Source organism: Myroides sp. LoEW2-1 (assembly GCF_009767705.1).
GTDB lineage: Bacteria > Bacteroidota > Bacteroidia > Flavobacteriales > Flavobacteriaceae > Flavobacterium > Flavobacterium album_A.
On the sequence record NZ_WSPP01000291.1, the window covers coordinates 1 to 15,241 of the forward strand.

At 33.1% G+C, this 15,241-nt stretch carries 14 protein-coding genes and 1 tRNA gene; 7 read left to right on the top strand and 8 right to left on the bottom strand.

The features are described from left to right. Both GOQ24_RS14685 and GOQ24_RS14690 read left to right on the top strand, forming a co-directional pair. Nucleotides 1-1,441 (top strand): DUF6850 family outer membrane beta-barrel protein (locus GOQ24_RS14685; RefSeq protein ID WP_208103233.1); only part of this gene is annotated, 1,441 nt, incomplete at its 5' end. 9 nt (nt 1,442-1,450) lie between these two features. After that, the gene (locus tag GOQ24_RS14690) at nt 1,451-2,617 is read left to right on the top strand and encodes a cytochrome-c peroxidase (protein ID WP_373425568.1); all 1,167 of its coding nucleotides are present in this window, start codon (nt 1,451-1,453) and stop codon (nt 2,615-2,617) included. Nucleotides 2,618-3,489: 872 nt separating this feature from the next. On the opposite strand, the gene GOQ24_RS14695 is transcribed toward GOQ24_RS14690, so the two are convergent. Then, nucleotides 3,490-3,563: transfer RNA gene (locus GOQ24_RS14695), tRNA-Met, on the bottom strand. A 142-nt stretch (nt 3,564-3,705) separates the two neighbouring features. On the opposite strand from GOQ24_RS14695, the gene GOQ24_RS14700 reads away from it, so the two are divergent. Together GOQ24_RS14700 and GOQ24_RS14705 are read left to right on the top strand one after the other, a co-directional pair. After that, nucleotides 3,706-4,092 (top strand): START-like domain-containing protein, encoded by a 387-nt coding sequence (locus tag GOQ24_RS14700; protein ID WP_155091802.1) that lies wholly within the window; start codon nt 3,706-3,708, stop codon nt 4,090-4,092. Between the two features lie 54 nt (nt 4,093-4,146). Next, complete coding sequence (locus tag GOQ24_RS14705) at nt 4,147-4,992, top strand: aminotransferase class IV (protein WP_155091799.1); 846 nt, start codon at nt 4,147-4,149, stop codon at nt 4,990-4,992. Here the strand turns inward: GOQ24_RS14705 and GOQ24_RS14710 are convergent. The 5 genes from GOQ24_RS14710 to GOQ24_RS14730 form a co-directional block, all read right to left on the bottom strand. Continuing rightward, nucleotides 4,989-5,561, bottom strand: coding sequence for a YqgE/AlgH family protein (locus GOQ24_RS14710; RefSeq protein ID WP_155091798.1), 573 nt, complete (start codon nt 5,559-5,561; stop codon nt 4,989-4,991). The genes GOQ24_RS14705 and GOQ24_RS14710 overlap by 4 nt on opposite strands. A gap of 93 nt (nt 5,562-5,654) precedes the next feature. Next, the gene (locus GOQ24_RS14715; protein WP_155091797.1) at nt 5,655-5,939 is read right to left on the bottom strand and encodes an HU family DNA-binding protein; all 285 of its coding nucleotides are present in this window, start codon (nt 5,937-5,939) and stop codon (nt 5,655-5,657) included. Between the two features lie 168 nt (nt 5,940-6,107). Continuing rightward, complete coding sequence (fmt, locus tag GOQ24_RS14720) at nt 6,108-7,052, bottom strand: methionyl-tRNA formyltransferase (RefSeq protein WP_155091796.1); 945 nt, start codon at nt 7,050-7,052, stop codon at nt 6,108-6,110. Further along, entirely contained in the window at nt 7,049-8,947 is a 1,899-nt protein-coding gene (locus GOQ24_RS14725; protein WP_155091795.1) for an ATP-dependent DNA helicase RecQ, read from the bottom strand. The genes fmt and GOQ24_RS14725 overlap by 4 nt, the downstream gene beginning before the upstream one ends. 102 nt (nt 8,948-9,049) lie before the next feature. After that, nucleotides 9,050-9,583, bottom strand: coding sequence for an AAA family ATPase (locus GOQ24_RS14730; protein ID WP_155091794.1), 534 nt, complete (start codon nt 9,581-9,583; stop codon nt 9,050-9,052). A gap of 121 nt (nt 9,584-9,704) precedes the next feature. On the opposite strand from GOQ24_RS14730, the gene GOQ24_RS14735 reads away from it, so the two are divergent. The 3 genes from GOQ24_RS14735 to murA all read left to right on the top strand — a co-directional run bounded on the left by GOQ24_RS14735 (nt 9,705) and on the right by murA (nt 12,107). After that, nucleotides 9,705-9,989, top strand: a complete 285-nt coding sequence (locus GOQ24_RS14735; protein ID WP_155091793.1) for a DUF493 family protein — start codon at nt 9,705-9,707, stop codon at nt 9,987-9,989. Nucleotides 9,990-10,098: 109 nt separating this feature from the next. Then, nucleotides 10,099-10,794, top strand: coding sequence for a DUF4290 domain-containing protein (locus tag GOQ24_RS14740; protein WP_155091792.1), 696 nt, complete (start codon nt 10,099-10,101; stop codon nt 10,792-10,794). Next, nucleotides 10,794-12,107, top strand: a complete 1,314-nt coding sequence (gene murA, locus GOQ24_RS14745; RefSeq protein ID WP_155091791.1) for a UDP-N-acetylglucosamine 1-carboxyvinyltransferase — start codon at nt 10,794-10,796, stop codon at nt 12,105-12,107. The genes GOQ24_RS14740 and murA overlap by 1 nt, the downstream gene beginning before the upstream one ends. A gap of 88 nt (nt 12,108-12,195) precedes the next feature. Here murA and GOQ24_RS14750 read toward each other — a convergent pair whose 3' ends face one another. Beyond that, entirely contained in the window at nt 12,196-14,697 is a 2,502-nt protein-coding gene (locus GOQ24_RS14750) for a DUF5686 family protein (protein WP_160340031.1), read from the bottom strand. Further along, nucleotides 14,698-15,114, bottom strand: a complete 417-nt coding sequence (gene aroQ, locus GOQ24_RS14755) for a type II 3-dehydroquinate dehydratase (RefSeq protein ID WP_155091789.1) — start codon at nt 15,112-15,114, stop codon at nt 14,698-14,700. Nucleotides 15,115-15,241: the final 127 nt, after the last annotated feature.

A 15,241-nucleotide genomic window follows, 5' to 3' on the forward strand; every position in this document is an offset into this window, starting at 1 on the left:
CTTTTCGCGTCTCGACGAGCAGTATTCTTTAGAGAAAACTTTACAAAAACCAATATACTATAATCCGGCATTTATGTCGGATTATAGTATTTACTCTTTTTCCGATTTTCAAATTAATTATAATCAGCATAAAAAAGACGATTATTTATTACAAGAGGGAGGTAAAGAGAAAGGATTTGCCGTACAAGGAAAGTCTTATAAAAAGTTGTCTAAGGGTCAAAATGTTTGGGGTGAAGTAGCTTATAGGAATTTTGATATCTATGACGTACAGTGGAATTTGAATGTAGACAAAGACAAGATAGAACCATATTTTATTGCAGATTCAAGTAAAGGTGATCGAAAATACGAGGTTTACTTTTTTAAAGGAGGTTACGTTAAGTCTTTTTCAAAGATTGATGTGGGAACTGAGTTTAGTTATGAAGCAAAAATGGGATATGGCCAATCAGACCCAAGACCTAAGAGTACATCGTCTGATTTAAAATTGAATGTTGGGGCTAGTTATAAACTGAATATACCATATAAGGTAGGTTTATATGCGCAAGTTGAAAAGTATAATCAAGATAGTAGTATTGATTTTGCCAGTTTAATTGAAAAATCTACAATTTATCAAATGACCGGCTTTTCAGACTTTAATAGTTATTTTAGCTATAATTCGATGAACGCTATCTATTATGGCTATACCTATAAAGTAGGAGGTAGCTTTAAGCAGTTTGAAAAAAATAATCTCTATGCTGGTTTTGCTATAAGTAGTAATAAGTTACATAAAGCAGTTACTCTGTCAACAGACTATGATATCAATAGGTTGGAAACGAATGCTTATCAACTGTCTTTTAGTAAGTTCTTTGACTTTGACAATCATCGTTTGGGAATTCTGTTTAATCAAACTCACCAACAGAAAGATGGATACGATATTTACTATACCAATAATAAAGAAATTCTGACTAAACTGTTGGAAAAAAAACAGTATAAGTATAAGATAGACAACAGTAGATTTGATATTCTATATACTTATAAAATGAATCGTGCAACGTTGAGTTTAAACGGTGTTTACGAGTTAGAAAAAGTAAGTGAGTCAAAGGAAGAAAGTCCTTTATTTAAAAAAATAACAGCACATCACTTTGGTCTTGTAGCCAGTTATAACTACAAAGTAAATAATCGCGATAATCTAATGTTTACAGCCTCTGTATTTCAGCGAAAAGTGAGTCATTCAAAAGCAAAGTTATATGTCGATAACACAACAAAGGAGAGCTTGCGAAATTGGTTGGATAACGATTTTAAAGTAGTTTCAAATGATTATCAAAACGCAAAGATGTCCCTGCGATATAACCATCAAATAGATGAAGTATTTGGAGGTTTTATCGGAGTAGATTACAATTATTTAAATTATAGTGATTTAGGAGCGAATAACTCATATTCACTAAGGGTGGGAATAACTTTTTAAAGGGTAAAAGTGAAGAATAGCGCATTAATATTATTGTTTGTATCTATAAGTTCTTTACTTAGTTTTAAGGGATTGATTAATTTTAACGATGTAGAGTATAAGCAGATTATAGAAAGCTATAAGAAGCCTATTATAGAATGGCCTATACCAACAGTAGATGAAGGGGTAGAGTGGAGGGAATTTGAAAGTATCCAGCGAGATACAGCTTTTTTTACAACACAAGAAAAACCAGAAGTGATCTTAGGTAAAATGCTTTTTTTTGATCCAAAATTATCAAGATCGCAACAGATATCATGTAGTTCTTGTCATGACCCAGAGATGGGATGGACAGATAGACGCACTGTCAGTTTAGGACATGATCATTTGCAAGGAGTTAGAAATACTCCAAGTTTATACAATATAGGAGATAGGACAGTATACTTTTGGGATGGTAGAGCAAGAACTCTACAAGAGCAAGCTATCGGACCCTTAACAGCACCTCATGAAATGGCGGTTGATAATTTGGATGAGGTTGTGGATAGGATAAGCCAAATAGAAGCTTATAAAGACTTATTTATGAATGCTTATGGTGATAGGGATATTACAGTTAAACGCATTTTAGATGCCTTAGCTATTTTTCAACAATCTATTAAAAGTCAGCCGAGCCGAGTTGATTTATTCATTGATGGGAAGTACAATGCTTTGACAGATAAAGAGATTTATGGTATGCATATTTTTCGCACTAAGGCAAGGTGTATGAATTGTCACTTTGGCAAGGATCTTACAGATGATTCTTTTCACAATATCGGATTGACCTATTATAAGCGTAAATATGAAGATTTGGGTAGGTATGTGGTAACTCAAAATCCAGATGATGTAGGTAAGTTTAGAACACCTTCTTTGAGAGATTTATTGAATACGCGACCATGGATGCACAATGGGTTGTTTGATAATCTGTTTGGTATTGTAAATATCTATAATAGTGGGATGCACATGATCGATCCTACAGAAGAACAAAAGTTGAAAGATCCCCTTTATCCTGTAACGGATTCCTTAATGAAGCCACTTGGATTAGATAGATTCGAAAAAGAAGCAGTGGTTGCCTTCTTGGAAGCATTAAGTGGTAGTAAATTTAAAATGAGAAGACCTGATTTGCCAAGGGATTCAACGGCGAAAGAAGAATATAAAACACTTTAGTAGAAACGTTTTATCGTTTCTTTTTAAGGCTTGGTAAGGCCAAACTTCACTTGTTTTTACACTGTTAGTTTTAAGTAAAAACAAAAGGTAACTATTGAGTTACTTATGGTATCGTATATGTGTCATCTATAGAAGTTCTTCGTTTCAGATGATAATATTAGTTATTATATCAGTTAAAGAAAATTACTTTAATAGAAAGTAGTCGGGTCATGTCAAAGGTATGGGAGAAAGGTACAAAATGACTTTTGTCTTTTATGTTGGATAGCTCTAAATTACATAACCCAACTTGTCCCATTAACTTAATAGGGGGCCTTAATTTCAATTGTGTATTTGAACTATAGATAAAACTCCATTTCTACTTTGTAGAAAGAATATTTGTAGGGATTGATGTACTACAATGTAATTCTTTTTTAGTGTAATCTACAATGCGAGTATTCTCATAGCTTTATCTTTTAGATGATAATCAGTGTTATATTGCTCGCACTTTCTTTGGGGATTCTGGGGGATTGCTTGGGGTTTCCTTGGGGAAATGCCCCTTTTTGCGTATAAAAGTGCAAGAATACCCCTAGAAAAGTGCGAGAAAGAGCAAACGAAGTACTACTTTTTCTTGTTCAATATAGGGTTGTAACCTGGTCTACATTTCTATAAGAAAGACGAAGTAGGTTAGGTTTTGTTTCAAAGGTATTAGGGAATAAAAAGAAGGTGTATAGCAGTTGCTATCTTCATGTAGCTATATGCTCTGTGAATCGACAGGAAAAGAGCATAGACTAAACTGTATGCTTAGCCATTAATATTGGTAATTGATTTTCAATTAATCTCATTTTAATAAATAAAAAAAGGACATAATCTCGTGATTATGTCCTTTTATCTTGTAGCGAAGACGGGAGTTGAACCCGTGACCTCAGGGTTATGAATCCTGCGCTCTAACCAACTGAGCTACCTCGCCAAGTGTTGGTAATGATTACTTCTGTAATGCGGGTGCAAATATATAATAAAAAAAGTACTAAACAAACATGTAAGTAGGTAAAAAAGATTTTTTTATTTATAAAATATGTTTATATTCGAAAAAATTATTTTAAGATATGGCTATGAAGGAAAAATACGAATTAGAATTTTCGATTAACTCGTCTCCACAGTTATTATATCAATATATCTCTGATCCGTCAGGACTTAGTGAGTGGTTTGCTGAAAATGTAAATTCGAGAGGTGAAATTTACTCGTTTATTTGGGGTGACTCTGAAGAAAAAGCAAAGATAGTTACTCGTAAGACAGATGAACGCGTGCGTTATAGATGGCTTGATGACAATAATAAAGAAACTGAATATTACTTTGAACTTCGAATTCATCGCGATGAATTGACAAAAGACGTAACTATTATAGTTGTTGATTTTGCAGAACCAGATGAAGTGGAAGAATCAAAACAATTATGGGAGAACCAAATAATGGATCTAAAACAAGTGTTAGGATCTGCATAAATTCTCTCAAATAAAACTTATATTTGCCGTTAATAGTAATCAGAATAATTGAATATGATTAATGTTAACGGCAAAATTGTTTCTACAGCAAATGTATCATTAGAAAACAACAGAGGTTTTTTATATGGTGACGCTGTTTTTGAGACATTACGTATACTTGATAATAAAGTATTATTTTTAGAAGATCATTATTTTCGTTTAATGTCTTCAATGCGCATTCTTAGAATGCAGATTCCAATGGATTTCACGATGGAGTTTTTTCAAGAAGAAATCATCAAGCTTGTTCAAGCAAATAACCAGTCTAATCACAACGCATTTAAAGTTCGTTTTACAGTATATCGCGATGGAGAGGGTAGGTATTTACCTAACACAAGAAATATTGGCTATATAGCTACTTATGATAAGTTAAACGAAGGGGTGTACAAACTCAATGAGAGTGATTACGAAGTAGAGTTGTTTAAAGACTTCTATGTAACGGCTCATTTATTGTCTAATTTAAAAACGACTAATAGATTAATCAATGTGACAGGGAGTATTTTTGCACAAGAGAATGGTTATGAAAACTGTTTACTTGTAAATGACAGTAAGAATATTGCAGAAGCATTGAATGCTAATCTTTTTGTAGTTAAAGACAATGTGATAAAGACTCCTCCATTAACTGATGGATGTGTGAAGGGGATAATGCGAAAACAAGTAATGGAATTAATTGAAAAGCATCCTGACTATACATTAGAAGAAGCTTCCATTTCTCCTTTTGAACTACAGAAGGCAGATGAGATGTTTTTAACTAATGCTATCATTGGTATTCAGCCTATAACAAAGTATAGAAAGAAGTCTTATACAAATGAAGTGGCTAAAGATTTAATAAATAGATTAAATGCGAAAATCCGATTCCTTTAATTAAGGTTCGGATTTTCTGGTGCATTTGACCATATCTCATATTCCTTGCCTTGTTCTACAAGGCAATTTTTCCAAAATTTTTCGGTTGTAGTTTTACTGCTAAATAAGTCATCAGTATTTATACTATTTGTCTTTACCCAATAATCATCCTCCATTTCATTGTGTAATTGCTGACAATCCCAACCAGAGTACCCTAAAAAGAAGCGAATATCGTGCTTGCTTAATGCATTTTGATTGAGCAATGTAAAAATTTGATCAAAGTCACCTCCCCAGTATAGATTATCAGTGATGTGCTGACTATCTAAAATTAGCTCAGGTCTTGAGTGTACACAGAAGATTTTATCTTTTTCGACTGGTCCACCTTCAAAAACGGATAGGGATGAATCGGTCGTTGGGATTAATTGGTTAAGCGTTAGATTTAGTGGCTTGTTTAATATAAAGCCAATAGATCCATCGATTGTATGGTCTGCAATTAATATAACACTTCTTGAAAATTGCAAGTCTAAAGGATTACTTGAGGGTAGAGAAAGAATAAAATCCCCTTTTTGAATTTTCAGTTTATTCTGCATAAATATATAACTTTTATAGTGTTGACTAAATATACTAAAAAAGCCTCATTGTTAACAATGAGGCTTTAAATATTTTAAAAAAGAAAAAGTTAATTATTTTTTCTTTTTGTTTACAGCACCTTCTAGTTCTGATCCAGCTTTAAACTTCACAACTTTTTTAGCTGCGATTTTAATAGTTTTACCAGTTTGTGGGTTTCTTCCTTCTCTAGCTGCTCTATCAGAAACTGACCAAGAACCAAATCCTACTAAAGAAATTTTATCACCTTTAGCTAAAGTAGTTTCTACATTTTTTAGGAAAGACTCTAAAGCTTTTTTAGCTGCAACTTTGCTTATTTCTGCGTCTTTTGCAATAGCATCAATTAATTCTGTTTTGTTCATAATAATTTTTTTTAAAAGGTTAACTTTATTAACGTCTTATACAAATTTAGGGTTATTCTATTATTAAGCAAGCATTTTGCGAAAAAAAAAGTTAAAAATTTGCTTTTAAAAATTATTAATTATTTTGACAGAATAATTGATAATATTAAAATACTGTTTTACAGTTAGTTACAAGGCTTTTGCGTTAGCCGAAAAATGTGTACCATTGAGTAACTCATTGGTATTCATTTGTTTTTTACCCGGCATTTGAAGTCTTTTAATATGTAAAAAACCGTCTATTGTTGCTATTTTTAACTCTTTTTTAGTCGAAAGTATCAAACCAACTTCATTATTATGAACACAAGGTTCAAACTCTGACAAGTATATCTTAACAGTTGATTCTTGATCTTCATCTTTAAAAAAACACCAAGCTGCTGGATAGGGACTCAAGCCTCTTATGTGGTTGTGTATCTCTTTTCCAGGTTTTGTAAAGTCAATTTTACAGTTTTCTTTATTTAATTTATAGGCAGTTTTAGTTTCTTCTGCAGGCTGTATAATCGTTTTAACTTCTTGCTTTGCGATTAAACTAAGCGTCTTCAATACAGTCGTTGCTCCTAAATTCATTAGACGATCGTGAAGTTCTCCTGCTGTTTCATTTGGTTCAATAGCGATTTCATCTTTCAGAATAATTGCTCCAGTATCAATCTTTTCATCAATAAAGAACGTAGTCACTCCTGTTTTTGTTTCTCCGTTTATGATAGCCCAATTAATCGGTGCTGCTCCTCTATAGTCTGGAAGTAGTGAGGCATGTAGGTTGAATGTGCCAAGTTCGGGCATTTTCCAAACTACTTCAGGAAGCATTCTGAAAGCAACGACTACTTGTAAGTTCGCATTATATGATTTTAGTTCTTCAATAAAGGAGTCGTCTTTTAAGTTTGTGGGTTGTAAGAGCGGTAAGTTTTTTTCTAATGCATATTCTTTTACTGCAGAATACTTTATTTTTTGTCCACGACCAGCAGGTTTGTCTGCTGCTGTAATCACAGCAACAATATTGTAGTTGTTTTGGTACATAGCATCCAGGATTCCAACTGCAAAGTCTGGTGTTCCCATAAAAACGATACGCAAATCTTTCATATTAATAAAGTATATTGATTTTTATTGTTTACAATTATCTTATTTTCCTCAAGTAACAGCTGTATTCCCAATATAATGTCATTTTGATCCATTTGGGTTTTTAATGAAAGTTCTTCTATGGTAGCGGGATTATCCGCTAAGTTTAAGAGGATTTGTTCCTTGAGTCTGTGATTGTCTAATTTTTGTGCTCTACTCTTTTCAATGCAGGCTGAACAACTTCCACAATCTTCTAAGAATACTTCATCAAAGTATTTTAAGAGAATTTTGTTTTTGCAAATATCAGTATTTTCAATATAAAATAACATTGATTTGAATTGATTTGTTTTTAATGTGTTTTGCTGTTCAAGAAAAGGAAACGTTCTGTAGAGGGGTCTGTCTTCTTCCCAAGCTTCATTAAATACAATTGTCATGTCATTTACTTCTGGAGTATATTCGCAAATCCCCATTTCATTCCATGATTCTAAAGACTTTACGATAAACTCTATTGGCAAATCGACGTGCTCACTTATGAGGTTTAGGTCCAAATCAGTTTCGAATTCGTGTATTCCTTGGTAGTATCTTAGTATAAAATACAGTATACTTTCTTCTCGTTCATTTCCATCAACAGCATCAAGTAATTCACCACTATTAACAGTGAATAACAGTTTTGTTTTGTTGTTATTATCATGTGTGAATTTAATAATACCTTGTCTATCTAAAAATTGCAATGCATTAAAGGCTTGCTTGTAATTGAATTTATAGTGTAGACAAAAGTGATTAAAGTTAAAACTGTGAGTGGTGTTAAAGCCTTCTCCGTAAGCTATCTTGAGGAAGTTATTTAGTTTTCGATATATTTTCTTGAGGTATTCCTTGTCAAATAGCCCTTTGAGAAAGGTTTGTTCACATTCGGCTAATTCATTACCTGAAATGAGTATGGTAGCAAAAGCTTTCTGATTATTACGTCCTGCTCTGCCTGATTCTTGATAGTAATTCTCAATGTTTTCGGGAATTTGAATATGAACAACGTTCTTTACATTGTGTTTGTCTATACCCATACCGAAAGCATTTGTAGAGACCATTATCAAAGTTTTTTCTTCTAACCAGGACTGTAATCTTTTCTTTTTTTCGTTAATAGGTAATCCACCGTGAAAAAAAGTAGCAGAATAACCTAAGTTGTTGAGGTGATCTGAGTACATCTGTGTTTCACGTCTATTTCGCGCGTAGATAATAGTAGGAGCAGTGTTTTTCTTCAGTATTTTCTCTAAAGTATTTAGTTTACTCTCGACTTTATATACTCCATATATGATATTAGACCTATAGAAACTCTTGGTAAATATCTTGGGATCTTTGAGTCTTAGTATTGTACAAATATCATTTATGACTCTTTTGTTTGCTGAAGCAGTTAATGCAATAGTGGGAGTATCAGTAAAGATATCCTTTAGTTTACTTAATTGCAGATAAGCGGGTCTAAAGTCGTGGCCCCATTGGGAAATACAGTGTGCTTCATCAATGGCAATTAGATTTATTCTTAGATTTTCTATTCGTTCTAATATCCAAGTTTGCTGTAACCTTTCAGGGGAGATGTACAGAAATTTATAGTTTCCAAAAAGGCAATTGTCGAACACAGCATCTATATCACTCATGGAACTTCCTCCGAAGATTGCAGTTGCTTTTATTCCCTTGTTATTTAAGTTCTTGACTTGATCTTCTATAAGTGCAATAAGGGGAGAGATAACAAGACATACCCCAGGCATCATAAGAGCGGGAATTTGAAAACAAACACTTTTACCTCCACCCGTAGGCAATAGGGCGAAAGTGTCGTTATTCTTCAATACAGAGTTGATAATTTCAAGTTGTGGCTCTCGAAAACTTTGGTGTTTCCAATATTTTTGTAAAATGTCTAAGGCATTCTGCATAGAAGTGAGTACTGAAAGGTTATAGATACTAAATTACTAAAAAATATGTATGCTAAAAGGGTTATAGTCAGAACTATAACCCTTTTTTATTTATGTGTAGTTTTATACTCTTTCAAGAATGAATTTAACTCTGTTGTCAACCGTATCTCTGGGAACTTCAATTAAGTCATATCCGTATTTTCGGTAAGTTTCTACAAGGTGTTTGTGAATCTCTTGAGCTTCTTCGAAGTTTTCATATCGTTGCTCATCACTCTCGTAAATAGTTTCCCAAGGTGGAAGCAAGAAGATTTGGTGGTACACATGGTTCTTGCATGCTAAATCGAAGCTTTCAGGATAGCTATCTCCTTTGTAATGCATATAGGCTAATACATCGGGAATACCTCTATCTATAAAAACTATATCTGTATTTTCTTTAATGGCATTAATGTGTTGCTTAACCCTTCCTTCTAACAATAACTGACTAAATAACAGTGGTTCAGTTAAAAACAAGTTTGTAATGCCTTTTTCTTGGGCTTGTTTCGTAACCTCACGAGATATTTCTGGATAGCAAATATATCCTTGTCTGGTAAGCTCATCGATTAACGTGGTTTTCCCAGAACCTGGTCCTCCTATAATTAAGATGATTTTTTTATTCATTTTTGCTGTAAATATCAAAGGTGCAAAAGTACAATAAAATGTCAATCACAAAAGAGTTTTAACTACAAGTTTTGAAAATACTACAATTAAAAATGATTATATTTGCCGATTAAAAACAAGTATGGACGATAAAACAAAAGACTTTTATAAAAGGTTAAAAGAAAGTTTAGAAACTGACAAAACTTGGCCAAGACCCTATTTGTATAAATTTATTGTGCCAAGTGATTTAGAAAAAATTGCTCAAGTCGAAGAAGCATTTGACGGCATGAAAGCTGAAGTCTTAACACGTAATTCCAGTACTGGAAAATTTACAAGTGTGTCAGTTAGAGTTACTATGAAATCTGCACAAGCAATTATAGACAAGTACATTGCTGTATCTACTATTGAAGGTATTATTTCTTTATAAAATAATATTTACTTACTTTTAGGCTTTATAGGTTACTTTATATTAAGTTTTTATAACTTTATACTATCTATGTGTTTAACACAATCTTTAATTTGAACTACTCAAGTATATGAAATTTAACACCAAAGAAGCTATTGGACATTTAGGCTATAATACAGATCGAGAACATTTAGTTATACCTGAATATGGTCGTCATATTCAAGTTTTAATCGATCAGATTTGTCTAATTGAAGATAGAGATGAAAGAAATAAAGCTGCAAATTACGCAATTAGTGTTATGGGAAGCATGAATCCTCATTTAAGAGATGTTCCCGATTTTCAGCATAAATTGTGGGATCAGCTTTTTATGATGTCCGGATTTAGACTTGATGTAGACTGCCCGTTTCCTATTGCTACTAAAGAAACAATCTTCACAAAACCGGCTAAATTAGCCTATCCACAGAATCATCCTAAGTATAGATTCTATGGAAACAATATCACTTATATGATTAATGAAGCTCTAAAATTTGACGATGGTGAAATGAAAGATGCTTTGATTATGGTTATTGCAAATCATATGAAGAAGAGTTTTTTAAGTTGGAATAAAGATACGGTGAAAGATGATGTTATTTTTGAACACTTGTATGAGTTGTCAAAGGGCAAGATAAACTTGTTTAAGAAAGAAGAGGAACTTTCCACTACTGCTAATCTTATGCAGGTGAATAAAAAGCAATCTAATAAAACCAATTATTCTAATAATCAAAAGAGTAATAACAATAAGAAGTTTAATAAGAATAATAACCATCAATTCAAGAATAAGAAGTAATGAGTGTTTTTAAGATTGAAGGCGGACATCAACTAAAGGGAGAGATACATGCTCAAGGTGCAAAGAACGAAGCATTGCAAATTTTATGTGCAGTATTGTTGACACCTGAAAAAGTTGTTATATCAAATATTCCTAATATTATCGATGTCAATAAGTTGATTGAACTATTAGGTAAACTCGGAGTTAAGATTGAAAGATTAGCTCCAAATAAGATGTCATTCCAAGCAGATGAAGTTGATTTAGAATATTTGTATTCTGATGACTTTAAAGAATTAGGCAAAGCCTTGAGAGGTTCTATCATGATGGTTGGGCCTTTATTAGCTCGTTTTGGAAAGGGATATATTCCTAAACCAGGAGGAGATAAGATTGGACGTCGTCGATTAGACACTCACTTTGAAGGATTTCTTAAGTTAGGTGCTACGTTTAGATACAATAAAGAGGAGTATTTCTACGGTGTTGAGGCGGATAAATTAGTTGGTACAGACATGCTTTTAGAAGAAGCATCTGTGACAGGTACAGCTAATATATTGATGGCATCTGTCTTAGCAGAGGGAGTGACAACAATTTATAATGCAGCTTGTGAACCTTATTTGCAACAACTTTGTAAGATGTTGAATGCAATGGGTGCTAAGATTACGGGTGTAGGTTCGAATCTTCTTAAAATTGAAGGAGTAAAAGAATTAAAAGGATGTGAGCACGCTATGTTGCCTGATATGATTGAGATAGGGTCATGGATAGGATTAGCAGCAATGACCAAAAGTGAAATAACAATCAAGAATGTGGGTTGGGAGCACTTAGGAATCATCCCTAATACTTTTAAACGCCTTGGTATTACAATAGAAAAAAGAGGTGATGATATCTATATTCCTGCTCACAAGGATGGATATGAAATCCAAAGCTTTATAGACGGTTCTATCTTGACAATTGCTGATGCGCCGTGGCCAGGTTTAACACCTGATTTGTTGAGTGTGATCTTAGTTGTTGCTACTCAGGCCAGAGGAGAGGTCTTGATTCATCAAAAGATGTTTGAGAGTCGCCTTTTCTTTGTCGATAAATTAATAGATATGGGGGCTAAGATTATCTTGTGTGATCCTCATAGAGCGGTAGTTATCGGTCATGATTTTAAATCTCAGTTAAAGGCAACTCATATGTCTTCTCCAGATATTCGCGCAGGTATATCACTTTTGATTGCAGCTTTATCAGCTAAAGGCACAAGTGTTATTCAGAATATTGAACAAATAGATAGAGGATATGAGCGCATAGATGAACGTTTACGTGCAATTGGTGCACATATAGAAAGAATAGAGGATTAGTATTTACTTTAACTCAAACAAAAAGGGGCAAATCACGTGATTTGCCCCTTTTTGTTTGAGTGTATTTATAAGTTAACTTATGCGAATGCTATTTTTGAATTAAGTCCAATACTTTTATACCTAACACAACTCCATGTTTCTTGGGAGCATCTGGTGAGATAGAAGTAAAGTAATCTATTCTAAAAGGTCTAAACTTTTTAAAACCAACGTTGTTTAGTCCAATACTAAATTCTTGGTAAACGTCTTTTTCGGGAACTTCAAGCATGTGAAATCCCAAAACAAGAGAATATCTGGTCTTGTTCAATAGAGGTATTTTGTTCATGATGTATCCTCTAAAGTCATGCTCCATATGTAATTCTATATACGATTTATTCGTACTGTACTCATAATATGGCAATAGATTAAATTGACTATTGTAAGTAGGGGTTGATCCAATGAAAGTTTGGTTTCCATTAAAGTGTTTGTAGTCGGTAAATGAGATGTCGTTTTTCTCTAAGAAACTACCCGCACTCAAACCAACATATAGATTTCCATAATTACCAATGTTGTTGTTGAAATATGTTGAAAAGGACACATAGGTGTAATTGTAGTTAGAAGTACTCGCATTGAGTCCTTTTTCTAAGTTTATCGCAACTATTGGATATCGTGATAAAGGCAAATATTGTTTTTGATTTGGATAACTTATCACTTTCTGATCAAACACTATATTCATTCCCATTTGGAGTTTGAACATGCTGTTGTTTATAAACGGCTCGTTGTCAAAATCTCTTGGATCGAGCGGATTGTTTGATGTGAAATCTGAATTTGGTGCAAACGGCGGCGTACTTACCGAATTTCTTATTGTAGAACGATAGGCATACTCAAGTGCTGTGTTTAGTTTAATACCTGTAAAAGCGTATTGAGAGTAGCTAATCTTGATAAAGTTTTTCTGGAAATACTTTGCGTAGTTTTTCCCAAACCAAGCACTGGCAAAGGAGTTAATAGGTGTTTTAATTGGGTCACTTTGATTAAATTGCAGAATCGTATTACCTCCTGATAAGGTCAAGGTATTGTGATTCATTCTATTGAATATGTGTGATAAATACCCCGAGAATCTGAATTTATTTTCAGAGACTCCATAGTTGACAATTGTCCCTGCTTTCGTTTGTCTTAAGTCTTCGTACTCTTTTGTGAAATCAATTCCTGTCGTTACATTAAACCCTTGTACAGCGTTAAAAGCAAATGTAGAGAGTAGTCCTCTATAGTGGTAGCTTCTATTTTGATATGAATTTAAGTACTCATATCCTTTGACAAGCTTAAATATTGTAAAGTTGTTTGTTCTTTTATCAATAGAATCTAAAATAGCTTTCGTGTTATCTCTTGTATAGATGGACTTGTTGAGAAAGTTACCTCTCTCTTTAGCCGTTAAGGGAGTAGGGCGTAATTCATCCCAATAGTTATTACTTTTATTTAAGAAGTCATCTTTGTATTCAATTAATTCAATAGAAAAATCCCCCTTTTTTAAGTAATCTGCTTTTTTGTAATCAGTGTAAAAGGAGGTGTATTGACCTATGTAGTCAAATACTATGAACTTTCCTTTTAAATAGATGTTTTGTGTAGTCTTTAGATACCTATTAAAGGTAGGGTTGTAAGTGAAGTCCTGAATCACAACAAGCTGTTTGATATTTTCTAAACCAACATTTTCACCAGCCATAGCTCCATAAAAATAGGTTACTTGCCAATCTTTATCGGTGATGATCAGCTCACCTTCCATTATGGGTTCTCTATTTCTTTTGGGTTCAAAAGAGATAGTGTATAGCGTATTTCCAGCAGGATCTTTTTGTTCATTTACAAGTTTGTAGTTGTAATATGAACTGGCGTATGGTGCTATTGGAGAGATAAGTTTTAGGTGTGTACTTACTTGTTTATTGTAGATGTTAAAATCACTATCGATACCTGTTTGAAAGAAAATGTCTTTATTGCTTCCTGTTTCTCTTTGTGCTAAGACTTCTTCTTTTATCTTGTCTTGGCGCAAGTAAGTAATTCTCGATGCAAGTTCTCCAAGATAGACGTATTTATCCGTAGTGTGTAAATCTAATGCAGCATCTAAATCTTTCCTCTTTTGACCAAGGAAAGTTTCTCTATCACTTATAAGTTGTAGATTCCCTTTAGAGTAATGATTTACTGTATACTTCGGGTCATCAAAGTTTTTCTGTACTAAACTAACTAAAAATACTGCATATTCATCTTGTGGATCTTGATAGGTAAAGACGTTGTTATAGTCAGGTTTTCGTAATTCTATAGTATAATTAAGAGGAGTGGTTTTCTCCTCTACTTTCAGTTCCAGCTTTTGGTTTAAGTAACCTTCTTTTTGAATAAATAAAGTGCTTTTACTTTTCATATCAGTTTCAATTGAAAACTGACCATCTACTTCAGACTGAGTTTGAAAAGCTGTGTTTTTGATGAATATCTTGGCTTGTGCTACAGGCATTCCTTCTTCATCAAGAATCTTCCCAGTTATAATATGTCTTTCTTGTGACCAAGATAAACTTATTATAAGTAGAAAGAACAATATAGTAGAGTAAAGCTTTTTATGAGTTAAGAATGTCATTTAATGGAGGAAAGAAGTAATAGCTAAATCATAACTTTTTAAACCAAAGCCCATTACTAATCCCTGGCTTACAGGTGTAATATATGAGTGATGTCTAAATTGTTCCCTTGCAAAGGTATTTGAAATATGTACCTCAATTACTGGAGTTGTAACAGCTTTTATAGCATCAGCTATTGCAATTGAAGTGTGAGTATATGCTCCTGCATTTAAAATAATGGCATCATATACGAATCCAATTTCGTGGATTTTATCTATTAATTCACCTTCGATATTACTTTGGTAGTATTCTAATTCTATCTCTGGGTATTTATTCTTTAGTTCAAAAAAATACTCATCAAAGGTTTTTGAGCCATATACTTCTGGTTCTCTTTTTCCTAACAGATTTAGATTTGGTCCATTAATTATAATAATTTTCATGTCGCATTTTTTGTGTCAAACAAATATATTATATATAATGATAAAGTTACTTTAAAATAGACTTAAGTTTTAGGTAATAATGAAGCGTATTGACGATTATGCAAAGAAATTTATGTTATGTAATTGT

What these genes read in the sequence shown, in the direction of transcription:
- GOQ24_RS14715 (WP_155091797.1), bottom strand. Translation starts at nt 5,939, where the DNA reads ATGAACAAAACAGAATTAATTGATGCTATTGCAAAAGACGCAGAAATA.
- GOQ24_RS14705 (WP_155091799.1), top strand. Translation starts at nt 4,147, where the DNA reads ATGATTAATGTTAACGGCAAAATTGTTTCTACAGCAAATGTATCATTA.
- GOQ24_RS14735 (WP_155091793.1), top strand. Translation starts at nt 9,705, where the DNA reads ATGGACGATAAAACAAAAGACTTTTATAAAAGGTTAAAAGAAAGTTTA.
- murA (WP_155091791.1), top strand. Translation starts at nt 10,794, where the DNA reads ATGAGTGTTTTTAAGATTGAAGGCGGACATCAACTAAAGGGAGAGATA.
- GOQ24_RS14710 (WP_155091798.1), bottom strand. Translation starts at nt 5,561, where the DNA reads ATGCAGAATAAACTGAAAATTCAAAAAGGGGATTTTATTCTTTCTCTA.
- GOQ24_RS14725 (WP_155091795.1), bottom strand. Translation starts at nt 8,947, where the DNA reads ATGCAGAATGCCTTAGACATTTTACAAAAATATTGGAAACACCAAAGT.
- GOQ24_RS14740 (WP_155091792.1), top strand. Translation starts at nt 10,099, where the DNA reads ATGAAATTTAACACCAAAGAAGCTATTGGACATTTAGGCTATAATACA.
- GOQ24_RS14750 (WP_160340031.1), bottom strand. Translation starts at nt 14,697, where the DNA reads ATGACATTCTTAACTCATAAAAAGCTTTACTCTACTATATTGTTCTTT.
- GOQ24_RS14730 (WP_155091794.1), bottom strand. Translation starts at nt 9,583, where the DNA reads ATGAATAAAAAAATCATCTTAATTATAGGAGGACCAGGTTCTGGGAAA.
- GOQ24_RS14700 (WP_155091802.1), top strand. Translation starts at nt 3,706, where the DNA reads ATGAAGGAAAAATACGAATTAGAATTTTCGATTAACTCGTCTCCACAG.
- aroQ (WP_155091789.1), bottom strand. Translation starts at nt 15,114, where the DNA reads ATGAAAATTATTATAATTAATGGACCAAATCTAAATCTGTTAGGAAAA.
- fmt (WP_155091796.1), bottom strand. Translation starts at nt 7,052, where the DNA reads ATGAAAGATTTGCGTATCGTTTTTATGGGAACACCAGACTTTGCAGTT.